General features: G+C 70.1%; 18 protein-coding genes and 1 pseudogene. 7 read left to right on the forward strand and 12 right to left on the reverse strand.

Translation table 11 applies throughout. The features are described from left to right. From E1287_RS44985 to E1287_RS29960, 3 genes and pseudogenes are all read left to right on the forward strand, one after another. On the forward strand, positions 1-476 hold a 476-nt coding region (locus E1287_RS44985), incomplete at its 5' end, for a hypothetical protein (protein ID WP_207934543.1). A gap of 174 nt (positions 477-650) precedes the next feature. Further along, positions 651-743, forward strand: a pseudogene (locus E1287_RS29955) (acyl-CoA dehydrogenase family protein); the annotation flags it as partial. Positions 744-875: 132 nt separating this feature from the next. Next, on the forward strand, positions 876-1,694 hold the full coding sequence (locus E1287_RS29960) for an SAM-dependent methyltransferase (protein WP_131968622.1): 819 nt from the start codon (positions 876-878) through the stop codon (positions 1,692-1,694). Here E1287_RS29960 and E1287_RS29965 read toward each other — a convergent pair. Continuing rightward, positions 1,667-2,320 carry a methyltransferase domain-containing protein gene (locus E1287_RS29965; RefSeq protein WP_131968623.1) on the reverse strand — a complete coding sequence of 218 codons (654 nt, stop codon included), beginning with the start codon at positions 2,318-2,320 and terminating at the stop codon, positions 1,667-1,669. The two genes, E1287_RS29960 and E1287_RS29965, sit on opposite strands and share 28 nt — an antisense overlap. A 72-nt stretch (positions 2,321-2,392) precedes the next feature. On the opposite strand from E1287_RS29965, the gene E1287_RS29970 reads away from it, so the two are divergent. Together E1287_RS29970 and E1287_RS29975 are read left to right on the forward strand one after the other, a co-directional pair. Beyond that, on the forward strand, positions 2,393-3,148 hold the full coding sequence (locus tag E1287_RS29970; RefSeq protein ID WP_131968624.1) for an FkbM family methyltransferase: 756 nt from the start codon (positions 2,393-2,395) through the stop codon (positions 3,146-3,148). 67 nt (positions 3,149-3,215) lie between these two features. Continuing rightward, positions 3,216-3,638: a DUF4260 family protein gene (locus tag E1287_RS29975; protein ID WP_131968625.1), complete on the forward strand. Its 423-nt coding sequence runs from the start codon at positions 3,216-3,218 to the stop codon at positions 3,636-3,638. Between the two features lie 4 nt (positions 3,639-3,642). Here the strand turns inward: E1287_RS29975 and E1287_RS29980 are convergent, their stop codons facing one another. The 3 genes from E1287_RS29980 to E1287_RS29990 all read right to left on the reverse strand — a co-directional run bounded on the left by E1287_RS29980 (position 3,643) and on the right by E1287_RS29990 (position 5,457). Continuing rightward, positions 3,643-4,557, reverse strand: coding sequence for an LLM class flavin-dependent oxidoreductase (locus tag E1287_RS29980; RefSeq protein WP_131968626.1), 915 nt, complete (start codon positions 4,555-4,557; stop codon positions 3,643-3,645). Positions 4,558-4,573: 16 nt separating this feature from the next. Continuing rightward, entirely contained in the window at positions 4,574-4,726 is a 153-nt protein-coding gene (locus E1287_RS29985; protein WP_207934544.1) for a hypothetical protein, read from the reverse strand. A gap of 251 nt (positions 4,727-4,977) precedes the next feature. After that, positions 4,978-5,457 carry a MarR family transcriptional regulator gene (locus E1287_RS29990; protein ID WP_243719528.1) on the reverse strand — a complete coding sequence of 160 codons (480 nt, stop codon included), beginning with the start codon at positions 5,455-5,457 and terminating at the stop codon, positions 4,978-4,980. 182 nt (positions 5,458-5,639) lie between these two features. On the opposite strand from E1287_RS29990, the gene E1287_RS29995 reads away from it, so the two are divergent. Then, entirely contained in the window at positions 5,640-6,320 is a 681-nt protein-coding gene (locus E1287_RS29995; RefSeq protein ID WP_131968627.1) for a peptidoglycan recognition family protein, read from the forward strand. A 77-nt stretch (positions 6,321-6,397) separates the two neighbouring features. On the opposite strand, the gene E1287_RS30000 is transcribed toward E1287_RS29995, so the two are convergent. The 3 genes from E1287_RS30000 to E1287_RS30010 all read right to left on the reverse strand — a co-directional run bounded on the left by E1287_RS30000 (position 6,398) and on the right by E1287_RS30010 (position 9,848). Then, positions 6,398-8,782 carry an excinuclease ABC subunit UvrA gene (locus tag E1287_RS30000; RefSeq protein ID WP_207934547.1) on the reverse strand — a complete coding sequence of 795 codons (2,385 nt, stop codon included), beginning with the start codon at positions 8,780-8,782 and terminating at the stop codon, positions 6,398-6,400. A gap of 197 nt (positions 8,783-8,979) precedes the next feature. Continuing rightward, complete coding sequence (locus E1287_RS30005) at positions 8,980-9,393, reverse strand: VOC family protein (RefSeq protein WP_131968629.1); 414 nt, start codon at positions 9,391-9,393, stop codon at positions 8,980-8,982. A 5-nt stretch (positions 9,394-9,398) separates the two neighbouring features. Further along, complete coding sequence (locus E1287_RS30010; RefSeq protein WP_207934545.1) at positions 9,399-9,848, reverse strand: helix-turn-helix transcriptional regulator; 450 nt, start codon at positions 9,846-9,848, stop codon at positions 9,399-9,401. Between the two features lie 212 nt (positions 9,849-10,060). Here E1287_RS30010 and E1287_RS30015 point away from each other — a divergent pair, with 212 nt between their 5' ends. Beyond that, a complete protein-coding gene (locus E1287_RS30015; RefSeq protein ID WP_165969239.1) occupies positions 10,061-10,570 on the forward strand; it encodes an anthrone oxygenase family protein in 510 nt (169 codons plus the stop codon). 19 nt (positions 10,571-10,589) lie between these two features. On the opposite strand, the gene E1287_RS44025 is transcribed toward E1287_RS30015, so the two are convergent. From E1287_RS44025 to E1287_RS45905, 5 genes are all read right to left on the reverse strand, one after another. Next, complete coding sequence (locus E1287_RS44025) at positions 10,590-11,411, reverse strand: hypothetical protein (protein ID WP_165969240.1); 822 nt, start codon at positions 11,409-11,411, stop codon at positions 10,590-10,592. Then, on the reverse strand, positions 11,408-11,914 hold the full coding sequence (locus E1287_RS30025) for a sigma-70 family RNA polymerase sigma factor (protein ID WP_165969241.1): 507 nt from the start codon (positions 11,912-11,914) through the stop codon (positions 11,408-11,410). The genes E1287_RS44025 and E1287_RS30025 overlap by 4 nt, the downstream gene beginning before the upstream one ends. Before the next feature lie 333 nt (positions 11,915-12,247). After that, complete coding sequence (locus E1287_RS30030) at positions 12,248-12,970, reverse strand: class I SAM-dependent methyltransferase (protein ID WP_131968632.1); 723 nt, start codon at positions 12,968-12,970, stop codon at positions 12,248-12,250. 138 nt (positions 12,971-13,108) lie between these two features. Next, complete coding sequence (locus E1287_RS30035) at positions 13,109-13,564, reverse strand: hypothetical protein (protein ID WP_243719529.1); 456 nt, start codon at positions 13,562-13,564, stop codon at positions 13,109-13,111. 179 nt (positions 13,565-13,743) lie between these two features. Continuing rightward, on the reverse strand, positions 13,744-14,100 hold the full coding sequence (locus E1287_RS45905; RefSeq protein ID WP_243719530.1) for a hypothetical protein: 357 nt from the start codon (positions 14,098-14,100) through the stop codon (positions 13,744-13,746). Positions 14,101-14,435 lie beyond the last annotated feature (335 nt).

The raw sequence follows: 14,435 nt of genomic DNA on the forward strand, positions 1-14,435 counted from the left end.
GATTGGGCGCCACCGAGGGTGAGGGGGGCATCCCCCACTACGACCTTCCCATCGTGGACGCCCTGGCAGTGGACTGCCCCCGCTGCGACGCTGCGGCAGGTGAACCCTGCAAGTGGCCCGCCGGGGGGCGCAGCCGGCACCGACCTCGGCTCGCCGCTGCCACCGCCGCCGGGCATGTCCAGCAGACGGAGCTCGCGTCGTGGGTACCGATCATCGCTGGCTTGACACCGCACGGTTTTCGGCACTCCCAGAGGGTCTGGCTGGACGACATCGGCACCTCCAACGTCCTCGTTCATGACCGCCTCGGCCACTCGATGCCAGGCATCGGCGGAACCTACGCCCACGTCTCTCCGTTCATGCGTAGGCAGCTCCGTGGGCGGCTCCAGTCACTCTGGGAACAGACACTGGAGCAGCGGCGCGCGCTGTGGCCAACGTCACTGGTGCCGGTCTTGAACGATCTGCTGCTCGCCAGATGAACGGGACCCGTGATCGCCGTCTCCCGAACGTCTCCCAAACGGGGAGATCACAGCCGAGGTCCCTCCGTTGGCGGTCGACCATCAACCTGAGCCTGCCACCGGCGGATCGCTCATATGCGCAGGTCAACCATCAACTGACAGACGATCTGGTGACGGCGGGGTCCATAATGATCCTATCGGGACGCGAAGATCCTGGAGGTGGGCGAGGGGACGTCCGAGGTGCAGCGCATGCTGATCGCCCGCGCGCTCGGCCTTCCGCCGTCCTGACGGGAATTCGGCCCGCCAGTGGAGTTCCCTTTACTGCAATGTGCCGTCAACCCCCACAAAACGTGATCCAAAGGGTGACCGGCCTCATTAGTATGTGGGGCGTGCCACCGCACCGATCGATGGGGGCTTCCCGTGCCGGACACAGCGGACCGTGAACCGCGCTCGGCCGAGCTGCGGACCGACGTGGCCCACTCGGCCCGGGTCTACGACTACCTGCTGGGCGGCAAGGACAACTACGCCGCCGACCGGGAGGCCGCGGCGGAGATCGTCAAGATCGCGCCGTACATGCGCACGTCCATGCGGGCCAGCCGCAACTTCATGGTCCGGGTCGCGCGCCACCTGGCCGTCGACCACGGTGTCCGGCAGTACCTCGACATCGGGACCGGCCTGCCCACCTCGCCCAACCTGCACGAGGTCGTCCAGGACGTCGACCCGTCGGCCCGGATCGTCTACGTCGACAACGACCCGATCGTGCTCGTGCACGCCCGCGCCCTGCTCACCAGTACCCCCGAGGGACGCTCCCGCTACATCCAGGCCGATCTGAGCGAGCCGGACGCCATACTGACCGCGCGTGAGGTCCACGAGACGCTCGACCTGAACGAGCCCGTCGCGCTGTGCCTCCTCACCGTCATCCACTTCATCCACGACGACGACGACGCCCGGCGGATCGTCCGGCGGCTGCTGGAGCCGCTGCCGTCCGGCAGCTTCCTCGCCCTCTCCACGATCAACATCGAGAGCGCCGCCAAGCCGCTCAACGCCCTGAAGAAGAACAACGAGCTCGTGACCCGCACCAAGGGCCGCACCACGGCGCAGATCACGAGCTTCTTCGACGGCCTGGAACTGGTCGAGCCGGGCGTGACGGCCGTCCACCACTGGCGCCCGGACGAAGAGGCCCGCCAGATCGACGACTCGCAGGTCTCCGTCTACGGCGGCCTGGCCCGCAAGCCCTGACCCGCGCTTCGGCCGTCGTCCCGCTCGCCCGGGCGGTCGCGCCTGGCCGTGAACGCCGTCAGTTCGGACAGTTCGTGCCGATGGACGTTCGAGAAGCGGCGGCGCAGCGCGTCCTCGATGCGGTCGAGCTGGTCGTCCGGCAGCCTGAACCTCCGCGCGATCCTCGGCGGACGGCGGCCTCCATGCCAGGCGATCAGCACCCGGCCGCCGGGCCGCGTGACGCGGCGCAGCTCGTCCAGCCCGCGCTCCAGGCACGGCCAGAGCGCCACGCTGTTGACCGAGACGACGCAGTCGAACTCGGCGTCGCCGAACCCCGTGTCCTCGGCCGTCCCCACCCGGAGGTCCGCCCGCGCCGCGCGCCTGGCCGCCATGCCGCGCATCTCCGGCGACGGGTCGACGCCGCAGACGCGCCCGGCGGGCGTCCGGGCGAGGCGGCGGATCAGCCCGCCCGGCCCGTACCCGACCTCCAGCACCCGCTCCCCGGGCCGGACGGCGAGCAGGCGGGCGACCTCGTCCTGCTTGTTCATCCGCAGCATGAGGCGTCCGGCGAGCCGTCCTCGCAGCCCGCTCGGCAGGACGAACGGCGAGCGGGTGGCCCGGCCCGACGTCCACGGCCTGGTCTCCACCTGGCAGGACGTTCCCCGACACGGCGCCGGGAATCCGGCCGGGGCGGCGGACCGGCGCGGTAATGTCGGCGGATGCTGCTGCGCGCCTACGGGATCGCACGGTCCCTGGTCATGTACTACGGCGTCCCGGGCAAACACCGCCGCGCGACGCGCCTCTACGGCGAGTTCCTCGGGCCGGGTGATCTGGCCTTCGACATCGGCGCGCACGTGGGCGGGCGGGTGCGCGTCTGGCGGGGCCTCGGGACGCGGGTCGTCGCGGCCGAGCCGCAGCCCGACTGCCTGCGCGTCCTGCGCCTCTTCTACGGCCGCGACAACGACGTAACGATCGTGCCGGACGCCGTCGGCGCGCGGCCCGGCACGGCCGATCTGGCCCTCTCGACGGCGACGCCGACGGTGTCCTCGATGTCGCGCGGCTGGATCGAGTCGGTCGCGGCCGACAGCGGCTTCGCCCGCGTCCGCTGGGACCGGACCGTCGAGGTGGCCGTGACGACGCTGGACGACCTCATCGCGGCCCACGGCGTCCCGGCCTTCTGCAAGATCGACGTCGAGGGCTACGAGGCGGACGTCCTCGCGGGCCTCACCCGCGCCCTGCCCGCGCTCTCGTTCGAGTACATCCCGTCCGCCCACGAAGCGGGGCTGGAGTCGCTGCGCCTGGTGGAGCGGCTCGGCGCGGCGTCCGGCGGCTACGAGTACAACTACTCCCCCGTCGAGACGATGCGGTTCGCCGCCCCGCGCTGGCTGGACGCGGCCACCCTGGAACAGCGGCTCGAACGCATCCGCCCGCGCGGCAGGTCCGGCGACGTCTACGCACGACTCCGTCAAGCTTGACGGCTAATGCTCTTAGCTTTATGGTTATAGCTAAGAGCATTAGCCGCCGTGCAAAGGAGTCCAGGCCATGAGCACCATCACCGCCCCCGCCGCGACCGCCAAGGTTGACCGCGCCCGCACCGTCCGCCGCGTCGCGTGGCTGGCCAACGCCCTGTTCTGGACGGCCTTCGCCGTCCTCGAAGGCGTCAACCACGGCTGGCTCGCGGTCCTCCTCGCCGTCGTCTTCTTCATCGCCCCCGACCTGACCTTCCTGGCCGGAGCCCGGGACGCCCACAAGGTCGAGAAGGGCCAGCTCCCGCCGCGCGCCGTCCCGTACTACAACGCCGCGCACCGGGCGCTGGTCCCGGTCGCCCTGATCGCGATCTACACCGTCGTGCCCTTCACCTGGGCGCCGATCTTCGCCGGGATGTGCGGCTGGCTGGCCCACATCTCCTTCGACCGCGCGTTCGGCTACGGCCTGCGCACCAAGGACGGCTTCCAGCGCCGCTGACGCCTCACCCGCCTTCCTTGAGCAGGGCTTCGCGCACGGCCGGGACGATCTCCCTGGCCCAGCGCCCGAGGAACACGTCGTCCTGCGCCCCGTCGCCGGCCGGGAACAGCGTGAAGCCCGACGCGCCATGCTCCAGGACCGCCCCGGTCAGCTCCTCGACCCACTGGCCGACGGAACCGCCGATCCAGCGCCCGGACCGGTCGCGGGTCGCGGCCGGCGGACGGTCGGTGATGCGACCCGGAAGGTTGAAGACCGTGCGGATCTCCCCCGGATCGCGGCCCGCCGCGGCCGCCGCCTCATCGATGATCGGCCGCGACCTCCGGTACCGGTCGCTGAGCCAGTCGGCGGCGTGGCCGGGGATCCAGCCGTCCGCGACGCGTCCGGTTGCGGCCAGGGATTTCGGTCCGACCGATCCGGTCCACACAGGAGGCGCGGCCACGGGGGCGGGTTCGATCTCGTCCACCCGGTTGTGGCGCCCGTGGTGGGTGACCGGCGGGCCGCCGCCCGACAGTTTTCTCACCAAGATGATCGCCTCCTCGAAAGCCTCCACGGCATCGCCCGGCGAGAGCCGCGGGACGCCCATGTCGGAGATCCGGTCCCAGAGCCCGCCCGCGCCCATGCCGAGCACGACACGGCCGCCGGACAGCGCCGACAGCGACGTCACCGTCCGCGCCAGCATCGGGGCCGGACGGGTCGGCAGGTTGGTGACGTTCGCGAGGCCCGCGATGCGCTCCGTCCGCCCGAGGATGAACCCGATGGCGGCGTAGGCGTCCAGGCGCCCGCCGATGTAGGGATGATCCGACAGGGAGAAGATGTCGAGACCGTCCCGGTCGGCCTGCTGAGCCAGGCGAAGCAGTTCGGGCGCGTCCGCGACGCCGGTGTGGGCGCCGAAGCCGAAGACGACGTTCTTTACCGGCATCGTTCCGCCTCCCTTCTCAAGCGGTGGTGCCGAACAGTTCGGCGAACCGTCCGGTGAACAGGTCGGCGCCCTTGTACTCGGCGACCGCCGGGGCAGGGAGAACGGACGGCCCACCCTCCGCGGGCATCTGGCCGACACCGCCGCGAGGCCCGAGCGGGAGCAGGATCATGGGCTCCGGCGACGGCCGGTAGACCGCCGACGCTTGCTCCCCGCGCAGCTGGGCGAGGATGTTCTCCGCCTGGGCTCGACGAGGACACGTCGGCCTCGGCGTCCAATGCCTTGGCGACGGCCGCTCCGCCGTAGCCTCCGCCGATGACGGCGACGGTTCTGCTCATGATGACACACCCCGCACATAGGAGAAGAGTTCGTATCACGAACCATATTAGTTCGTACTACGAACTGCAACCCCCGGTCGCGGAGTCAGTGTTTGGAGAACGGCCCCTCGCCCGGTTCCATGAAGACCACCGGAACCTCGTTGTCCCGGACGACGCGGCCGAGCACGTCGGCGAGCGCGTCCCGGTCGGCGTCCGCGAGACCGTCGGCGAGCCTCTCGACCCTCCGGCACGTCTCGGGATAGAACTCATCGATGAGCTTGCGACCCTGCGGCGTCAGCGCGACCCGCACCGCGCGCAGGTCGTCCGGGTCGGGTTCCCGCCTGACCAGGCCGTTGCGCTCCGTCCGGTCCACCAGGCCGGTCAGGCTCGACTTGGCCAGCCCGAGCATCGCGCCCAGCTCGCCCATCCCGCGCGGCCGCGCCATCAGCACGCACAGCAGCACACCCTGCTGGGACGTGATGCCGTGCTCCCGCGCCGACTCGGCGTACACGGCGTTGACCAGGAACGCGCTCCGCACCAGCGCGCCCACGACCCCGATCCGCTCGTCATCCTGCTGCGTTCCCACCCGACCAGCCTACCCAAAGTTCGCACCACGAACTGATGCCTCGGTCCGCGACGGGGTTGTCGTAACGGGAGAATTCACGCATGATCGGCACCCCCGGCCGATCGACACCTAGAGGGGAGCCGCTCGTGCCCGCCAATATTCCATTCACCCGACGTGGCCTGCTCGGAAGCGCCGCAGCCGCGATGAGCGGCGTGCTGCTCGGCCCGCGGCCCACCGCGTCCGCCCTGGCCGCGCCCCGCCGGTACACCCGTGCCGAGTGGGCCGCGCGCCCGCCCACGAAGGCGGCGACCGTGCTGAACCGCGCTCCCGACCACATCGTCGTCCACCACACCGCCACCGCGAACGCCGCCGACCTGTCGCGGGAGCACGCCTTCACGCTGTCCCGCGCGATCCAGAGCTTCCACATGGAGGCCAACGGCTGGGAGGACACCGGCCAGCAGCTCACGATCAGCCGCGGCGGCCACCTCATGGAAGGACGCAACCGCAGCCTCGCCGCGATCAACGCCGGAGATCTCGTCGTCGGCGCGCAGACGCTCGGGCACAACGACCACACGATCGGCATCGAGAACGAGGGCACCTACATGACCGAGGAGCCCACCGAAGCGCTGTGGGACACCCTCGTCGCCACCTGCGCCTGGCTCTGCGACGTCCACGGACTCGACCCGCAGGAGGCCATCGTCGGCCACCGCGACTACAACACCACCGCCTGCCCCGGCGACGCGCTGTACGCGCAGCTCCCGCGCCTGCGCAACGAGGTCGCCGGAAACCTCGGGCTGCGGCGGCGCGTCCGCCAAGGCCCGCCGCCCGAGCCCAGCGGCCTGCCGGGCCCGCGCCACACCTTCGACCACGGACCGGCGGCATAACGGCGGCGGGGCCGCCCCCCGCGAAGGGAGGCGGCCCCGTGCCCGGCCGTCAGCGGTCGGCCGTCGGTGTCCGGCCGTCAGCGGCCGACGTAGTCGGCGAGGTGCTCGCCGGTGAGGGTGGAGCGGGCGGCCACCAGATCGGCGGGCGGGCCCTCGAAGACGACCTTGCCGCCGTCATGGCCGGCGCCCGGCCCGAGGTCGATGATCCAGTCGGCGTGCGCCATCACCGCCTGGTGGTGCTCGATGACGATGACCGACTTGCCCGAGTCGACGAGCCGGTCGAGCATCCCGAGCAGCTGCTCGACGTCGGCGAGGTGCAGGCCGGTGGTCGGCTCGTCCAGGATGTAGACGCCGCCCTTCTCGCCCATGTGCGTGGCCAGCTTGAGCCGCTGCCGCTCGCCGCCGGACAGGGTCGTCAGCGGCTGGCCGAGCTTGAGGTAGCCGAGCCCGACGTCGTCCATCTGGGCCAGGATCTTGTGGGCGGCGGGGGTGCGCGCGTCACCGGAGCCGAAGAACTCCTCGGCTTCCGCCACCGACATCGCGAGCACCTCGCTGATGTCGCGGCCGCCGAGGTGGTAGTCCAGCACGGACGCCTCGAACCGCTTGCCCTCGCAGTCCTCGCAGGTGGTGGTGACGCCGTCCATGAAGCCGAGCTCGGTGTAGATGACGCCCGCGCCGTTGCAGGCGGGGCAGGCGCCCTCGGAGTTGGCGCTGAACAGCGACGCCTGGACGCCGTTGGCCTTCGCGAACGCCTTGCGGATCGGGTCGAGCAGCCCCGTGTACGTCGCCGGGTTGCTGCGCCGCGACCCGCGGATCGGGGCCTGGTCGACCGTGACGACCCCGTCCCGCCCGGACACCGAGCCGTTGATCAGCGAGCTCTTGCCGGAGCCTGCCACGCCGGTGACCACGCAGAGCACGCCGAGCGGGATGTCGACGTCCACGTCCCGCAGGTTGTGGGCGTTCGCGCCGCGGACCTCCATCGTCCCTTCCGGCTTGCGCACCGAATCCTTCAGCACGGCGCGGTCGTCCAGGTGGCGGCCGGTGAGCGTGTCGCTCCCGCGCAGGTCGGCGACGGTCCCCTCGTAGCAGACCGTGCCGCCCGCCGTCCCCGCGCCGGGGCCGAGGTCCACGACGTGGTCGGCGATCTGGATCGTCTCCGGCTTGTGCTCCACGACGAGGACCGTGTTGCCCTTGTCCCGCAGGCGCTGCAGCAGCTCGTTCATCCGCTGGATGTCGTGGGGGTGCAGGCCGATGGTGGGTTCGTCGAACACGTACGTGACGTCCGTCAGCGCGGACCCGAGGTGCCGGATCAGCTTGGTGCGCTGCGCCTCACCGCCCGACAGCGTCCCGGACGGCCGGTCCAGCGACAAGTAGCCCAGCCCGATCTCCACGAACGAGTCGAGCGTGCTCTGCAGTGTCGTGAGCAGCGGCGCGACCGACGGCTCGTCCAGCCCGCGGATCCAGTCGGACAGGTCGCTGATCTGCATCGCGCACGCGTCCGCGATGTTGATCCCCTTGACCTTCGAGGACCGGGCCGCCTCGGCCAGCCGCGTCCCGCCGCAGTCCGGGCAGTCGGCGAAGGCCACCGCGCGCTCCACGAACGCCCGGATGTGCGGCTGCATCGCGTCCTTGTCCTTGGACAGGAAGGACTTCTTGACGCGCGGCACCAGCCCCTCGTAGGTCATGTTCGTGTTCTCGATCTTCACCTTGACCGCTTCGCGGAAGAAGAGGTCGTGGCGCTCCTGATCGGTGTAGTCGCGGATCGGCTTGTCCGGGTCGAAGAAGCCGGTGTGGACGATGAACCGCACCGACCAGCCGTCCGCCTTGTAGCCGGGGACGGTGATCGCCCCCTCGCTGAGCGACTTGGAGTCGTCGACGAGCTGCCGCACGTCGATGTCGGAGACCGCGCCCCGCCCCTCGCACCGCGGGCACATGCCGCCCGCGCGGGTGAAGGTCACCTTCTCGGCCTTGGCGCCGCCGCTGCGCTCGACGGTGATCGCCCCGGCCGCCTTCACCGACGGGACGTTGAAGGAGAACGCGTTCGGCGGCCCGATGTGCGGCTGCCCGAGCCGGCTGAACAGCAGGCGCAGCATCGCGTTGGCGTCGGTGACGGTGCCGACGGTGGAGCGGGGGTTGGCGCCCAGCCGCTCCTGGTCGACGATGATCGCCGTCGTCAGCCCCTCCAGCAGGTCCGCCTCGGGACGCGCCATCGTCGGCATGAACCCCTGCACGAACGCGCTGTACGTCTCGTTGATCATCCGCTGCGACTCGGCGGCGATCGTGTCGAACACCAGCGAGCTCTTGCCCGAGCCGGAGACGCCGGTGAACACGGTCAGCCGGCGCTTCGGGATCTCGACGCTGACGTCCTTGAGGTTGTTCACCCGCGCGCCGTGCACGCGGATCAGGTCGTGGCGGTCGGCGAGGTGCTCCGCAGGCGACTGCGCCTCCGTCCCCCTGGTCATGCTCATCGTGTCTCCATCTGTCAGGTGGAGCCGCCCTCCGCGGTCTCCGCCGGCGTCGCCTGTCGCGAGCCCGCCGACTCCGAAGGATACGTCCGGTTCGCCGGTTCGCGACCGGTGATCGCCGTTTCGTGCGGGAGGCCGCCTCCGGTACCGGGGGCGGCCTCGTGCAGGTCAGGCCACGCGGGCCGGACGGCGGCTCAGCGCTGCTCCTGGATGCGCAGCAGGTTGCCCGCCGGGTCGCGGAAGGCGCAGTCGCGGACGCCGTACGGCTGCTCCGTCGGCTCCTGGACGACCTCGGCCCCGCTCGCCTCCAGCTTGGCGAAGGTCCCGTCGAGGTCGGGCGTGGCGAGGTTGATGCCCGCGTAGGTGCCCTTGGCCATCATCTCGCTGATCATGCGGCTCTCGTCCTCGGTGATGCCGCAGCCGTCGACGACCGGCGGCTCCAGGACGATGGACGTGCCGGGCTGGCCGGCGGGGCCGACCGTGATCCAGCGCATCCCGGCGTACCCGACGTCGTTGCGGACCTCGAAGCCGAGAACGTCGCGGTAGAAGGTCAGTGACTTGTCCGGGTCGTCGTGCGGAAGGAAGGTCTGGTGAATGGTGATGTCCATGGCATTCACGCTAGCTGCGGCTCGGTGACCTGTGCTTCTCGATTCCTGATCGGTCGCGTGACCCGCTTGGCGACGCACGGCGCCATGCCCGCCGTCGCCTCCGCCTGCTCCCGCCGGTACACGCTGGGCGGGACGCCGACCAGCTCGGTGAAGCGGGTGCTGAACGTCCCCAGCGACGAGCATCCGACCTCGAAGCAGACCTCGGTGACGTTGAGGTCGCCCCGGCGGAGCAGGGCCATCGCGCGCTCGATGCGCCGTGTCATCAGGTAGCCGTACGGCGACTCGCCGTATGCCTGCTTGAACTGGCGGCTGAGGTGCCCGGCCGACATGTTCACGCCGCGGGCGAGCGCCTCGACGTCCAGCGGCTTCTGGTATTCGCGGTCGATCCGGTCGCGGACGCGGCGCAGCAAGGCGAGGTCGCTCAGCCGCTGCGCCTCCATCGATCTGCTGCTCACCTGCGAAATCGTCCCACGCCGCGCCCGATATGTCGAAGCGGCAGAGGTGCACGACCCGCCTTCAGCGGCGCGCCTCCGCGGCCGCGCGGCACGTTAGACGGACACGAATGGACGCAAGCTTCTCAGCCATGGCTGATCTCGCGGCACCCCGATTTCCTTGACTCATGACTACGACTCAAGCATCCAGAGGAATCCAGAGCAGAGGTGGCGTCATGAGGACCGCGAGCCTGGTCCTCGCCACCATCACGACCGGCCTGACGGCAGGCGTCTTCACCGACTGGTCGAACACGATCATGCCCGGCCTGAGCGACGTCGACGATCGCACTTTCGTCACGGCCTTCCGGGCGCTCAACGACGCGATCGAAAATCCGCTGTTCATCGGCGTGGAGTTCCTGGGAGCGCTGCTGTTCACCGGCCTGGCCGTCGTCCTGCACCTGCGCGCGGAACACCGGCGGGTGCTGATCTGGGCCGGGGCGGCGCTGGCGTTCTACCTGGTGACGCACGTCGTCACGTACGGCGTCCACCTCCCGCTGAACGAGAAGATCATGGACGCCGCGCCGCTCGACACCGACGCCGACTTCGCCGCCGCCCGCGCCCAGCTGGACGAGGCGAAGTGGACCGCCTGGAACACCGTCCGCGCCCTGACCACGACGATCGCCTTCGCCTGCCTCACCTGGGCCCTAGCCATCCACCGCCGATTCTCCCACCGCACAGAGCGCTGACCGGCGATCCGCCACCGGGTCACACCCCGGCGGCCTCGTGCGGGTCACGCTCAGTGCCGCCCCGCACCCGGTAGACGCCCGGCTTGATCTCCTCGGACCGTGCCGCGACCGACTCCCGCAGCCTCGGTGGCCACCGGGTGTCCTCGTCCCACACCACCCCGGCCAGCACCTCCGCCAGGCTCGACTCCGCCAGTTCCAGATCGGCCAGATCAGCCCCGGAGGCGTCGATCTCCACTCTCACCAAGAAGTCTTCCAGGAAACGGGCGCCGGAGAGGGCGGCGTCGAGGGCGAAGGCGAGGGCATGGACGCGAATGTGGACGCGGACGAAATCGCGGGCCTGGGCGGGACCGCGCGCAAGGCCGAGGTCGAGGCCGAGCGCACGGTCGAGGTCGTGGAAGTGGTCGCGGACGTGGTCGAGGTCGAGGTAAAGGGCAACGTCGCGGACGAGTGCATGGCCGAGAGTGCGACCGAGGTCGAGCGTGTGGCCGAAGGCGCGGACGCGAGCGTGGGCATGGGCGATGACGTCAACGTGAGCGGGGTCGAAGTCGCGGGCAAGGGCGAGGACGAGATCGTGGACAAGCTCGATGCCGCAGTCGAGGTCGTAGACAAGGCCGAAGATGAAGGTGCGAACCTGAATCTGCTGTGCTGGTCCCGCCAGCTTGAAGGTGGTTGTCAGGTCGGGCAGGTTCTCCCGAGGGAGTTCATCTAGGAGCACGGCCAGGACGCGGGTGGGGTCGGCGTGCAGGCGCACGTGGTTCAAAAGCTCGGCGTCGCCAGCGGCCAGGACGGCATCCAGCGCCTCGTCATCAGCGTACGGCTGGCTCCAGGGTGGCCATCTCACTGCTCGCTCCTCCCCTCACGGTACGCAGATGCGGGCAGGCTCTTCTTGAGCTGCTTGCGGGCCTTCTTGCGCAGGTCCCGGACCTTCTGTTCGGTGATGCCCAGCGTGGTGGCGATGGCGCCTGGGGGGATGCCGTCGAGGTCGAAGGCGATCACCGCGCGGCAGTCCGGGTCCAGCCGCTGCAAGAAGGCCACCACGTCGCGGGCCTCGCCGGTCAACTCGGCGTGGCCGGGGCCGGGCTCCGGGAAGTCGACGTCCGGACCAAGCGGTGTCTGAGACCTGGCGCGGCACTGGGCGCGGTGATGTCTGAAGGCCACTTCCCGGATCCAGGCCCGTGGGTGGACGATCTCGCCCCAGCGCCCGTCTTCGACCCTGCGCCAGCCCTGCAAGAACGCCTGCTGCGCAGCGTCCTGCGCATCGGCGAGGTCGGCGCCATCGCGCATCACTAACCGCACCACCAGGTGGTACTCGGCGTCGACGAAGTCCAGGAAGTCCTGCCGCATCGCCACCATCCTGGTCTCGGCCGGGTCGCCACCCCGGTTGACGGGGACAGGCCCCTGGTGTGACTTGGGCTCCTGGCGGCCATCGCTACTCATCGCCGGCGGTGGACCGATGGCCGTCGCGGGCCCGTAGCCGGGCATCGGCCACGGTGATCACAGCGGCCAGTACCGGGGCGACCGCCCCCAGTGCCGTCAGCAGGTCCATGCCGTGCAGTCCTCCCGTCCCGGCCCGCCCTCGCCACGGGAATGCTCCGGGTGGCGGGCCTTCCTCCGTAAGAGGGCCCCAACCAAGATCAACGGGAAACAGAAACCAAGATTTTTCTCCGTCCCTCAGGATCACCGCCCCCTGGACACCCTCGGATCCTCTGCCTCCAACGCGGTCAGACTCGAATTCTGGGTGCGGCGAGCTTGCGCTAGGAGGGTGCCGACGTGGTCCGCCGTCGGGGCCGGCTCGATATGAGACGTGAAGTCCACGAAGCCATGAGCTCGGAGGATGGTTGTCCAGGTGTCCGGCTCATAGGACCAGCGGTAGAGCCACACCTGTGGGCCGTTGAAGCCTGCGCCGTAAATGCCTTGGACGCCGTAGGAGCCGGGGACCGCGGGGGCGTGGGAGAAGACCAGCTTGCCGCCCGGGTTCAGGTGGTCGTAGATGAGGGGGAGCAAGTCGTCGGGGTCGGTGAACCAGACCGCACCCCAGATGGAGTAGATGGCGTCCCAGCGCCGGTCCGTTGCGGTGAGGTAGTCCATGACGTCGGCATGCTCGAAATGGGCTGAGGGCAGGTGCCCCCAACGGCTTCGGGAGTGCCGACACTGGGTTTCGGAGATGTCGATGCCGGTGGCCGTGATGCCCTTGGTCGCCAAGGCGGCTACGGCGTCGCCACGGCCTGAGCCGGGTTCTAGAGCCGTCAGCGCGTCCCCGAGCAGTTCCTCACCCGGGCCGTGGCGGGGGTACTGCGTCCAGCCGAAGGCGTTCTTGAGGGCCTCTCCCGGCGTTTCGTCTGTACCGCCCTCGGCGTAGTGATCCCAGTAGCTGACGCGGTCGTCGACGCTGGTCGGCATGGAGGCGGGCCCCTGGTGAGTGGGTGTCGGGGACCCGTGCCACGGTAGCCGTGGAGCTGGAAGCGCACTGCTGGTTCGCCTCGCAAGGACGCGAGGGGCAGGCGCCACAGCGGCGCCTGCCCCTCGCTGGGAGGTGGGTCAGTGACACTGCCCGGATAGCAGGGGGTGCACTTGGCGAAGTCGGCCTCCCACAGCGGCCAGTTCGATCGCGAACCCGTTGGCCGCGATGATCTGGGCGGTCCGCTCGACGGAGCCGTCGTGCTTGAATTCGACCGCTGGGATGTGCTCCAAGAAGCGGCCGAAATGCCGGTCGCAGAACTCGCGGTAGTTGCGGGTGTCGAGGATGAACCCGTGTACGGCGGTGTCGACCAGCGGCCCGCAGCCGATCTCCAGTTCCTCGCCCCACTTCTCCATCGCGGTGATGAGGTAGGCGACGGCCTGGCCGAGAAGCCGCTCGGCCATCACGGTGTCGAAGGGGTGGTCGCGGACGAGCAGAGCGACTTGCCGCTCCCACACCTGCGGGTCGACGAACGACCTGGGATCTCTGGGTTCGCTGCCCGTCCTGCCGACGTCCTGGACGGTTCCGGTGGTCATGGTGGGCCTCCTTGAGCCGGTGACCTGCCGCGAATCCGGCGGTCCTGGTCGCACTGTCGCCCGGTCGGGATGACGAGAGGAGGCCGGGGACCGAATCGTGGACGTCGCGTGCGTCTTCTGCACGCGCTCTGCGTCCGGGGCGTTTGTTCGGCTCGTGGTCGAGGGTCGAGGGGCGAGGTTCAAGGGATGCCGCAGCGGGCGGCCAATCCTCGCAACTCCGGGGACGTCCGGCCGGAGACCAGGAGGCTGGTCACCAAGTCGCGAACCGCAGGACGGGAGTGCGTTTCTTGAGGGGCCGCGCGTTCCGCGTGCAGGAGGGCCTGTAGACACTGGTCGCGGCGCCCCCACATCCCGTACGCGCGGGCGATGTCGGTGAAGTAGCGGGCTCGGCGTTCGAGCGTCGGCAGAGACCGAGGCGTGAGCTTTTGAGCGGCCGCGATCGCGGCGGCGGGGTCGCCTGCGGCGTACTCGGCGGAGATGAGGTGGAGCTGGACCGCGGTGGGGCTGAAGCCGCCGCCGTGGTCGCGTAGGAGCACACCGCCACGGTAGCGGCGACGCCCAGTGTGGTCGGAGTGATCTCTAGAACCTCGGCGAGGTGCCGGAGGGTGGCTACGTCGTCCAGAGCTTGGACGCCCGTCTCCAGGCGGGAGATGGTGGAACGGGAGCAGTGGAGGCGATCGGCCAGGTCGCGTTGCGTCCAGCCGTGGGCGACGCGGGCGGACCGTACGAGCATGCCGAGGCTCGGGCTCATGGCGGACCCCGTGATCAGAGGAACGGGCTCGGGAGAGTTATGCCCGTCTAGAGACCCGTCCGCAGCCAGGGTGAGATAGCCAGAAAGAAAGGGGACGGCCGAGACTCGGCCGTCCCTCGG

Source organism: Actinomadura sp. KC06, assembly GCF_004348735.1.
Classification (GTDB): Bacteria; Actinomycetota; Actinomycetes; order Streptosporangiales; family Streptosporangiaceae; genus Spirillospora.

Bases quoted from the DNA above. Each gene is read 5' to 3' on its own strand.
- E1287_RS30035 (WP_243719529.1), bottom strand. From the start codon at position 13,564: ATGACCACCGGAACCGTCCAGGACGTCGGCAGGACGGGCAGCGAACCC.
- E1287_RS30015 (WP_165969239.1), top strand. From the start codon at position 10,061: ATGAGGACCGCGAGCCTGGTCCTCGCCACCATCACGACCGGCCTGACG.
- E1287_RS29985 (WP_207934544.1), bottom strand. From the start codon at position 4,726: ATGATCCTGCTCCCGCTCGGGCCTCGCGGCGGTGTCGGCCAGATGCCC.
- E1287_RS29980 (WP_131968626.1), bottom strand. From the start codon at position 4,557: ATGCCGGTAAAGAACGTCGTCTTCGGCTTCGGCGCCCACACCGGCGTC.
- E1287_RS29970 (WP_131968624.1), top strand. From the start codon at position 2,393: ATGCTGCTGCGCGCCTACGGGATCGCACGGTCCCTGGTCATGTACTAC.
- E1287_RS30025 (WP_165969241.1), bottom strand. From the start codon at position 11,914: ATGCGGCAGGACTTCCTGGACTTCGTCGACGCCGAGTACCACCTGGTG.
- E1287_RS30005 (WP_131968629.1), bottom strand. From the start codon at position 9,393: ATGGACATCACCATTCACCAGACCTTCCTTCCGCACGACGACCCGGAC.
- E1287_RS29995 (WP_131968627.1), top strand. From the start codon at position 5,640: ATGAGCGGCGTGCTGCTCGGCCCGCGGCCCACCGCGTCCGCCCTGGCC.
- E1287_RS30000 (WP_207934547.1), bottom strand. From the start codon at position 8,782: ATGACCAGGGGGACGGAGGCGCAGTCGCCTGCGGAGCACCTCGCCGAC.
- E1287_RS29975 (WP_131968625.1), top strand. From the start codon at position 3,216: ATGAGCACCATCACCGCCCCCGCCGCGACCGCCAAGGTTGACCGCGCC.
- E1287_RS30030 (WP_131968632.1), bottom strand. From the start codon at position 12,970: ATGCCGACCAGCGTCGACGACCGCGTCAGCTACTGGGATCACTACGCC.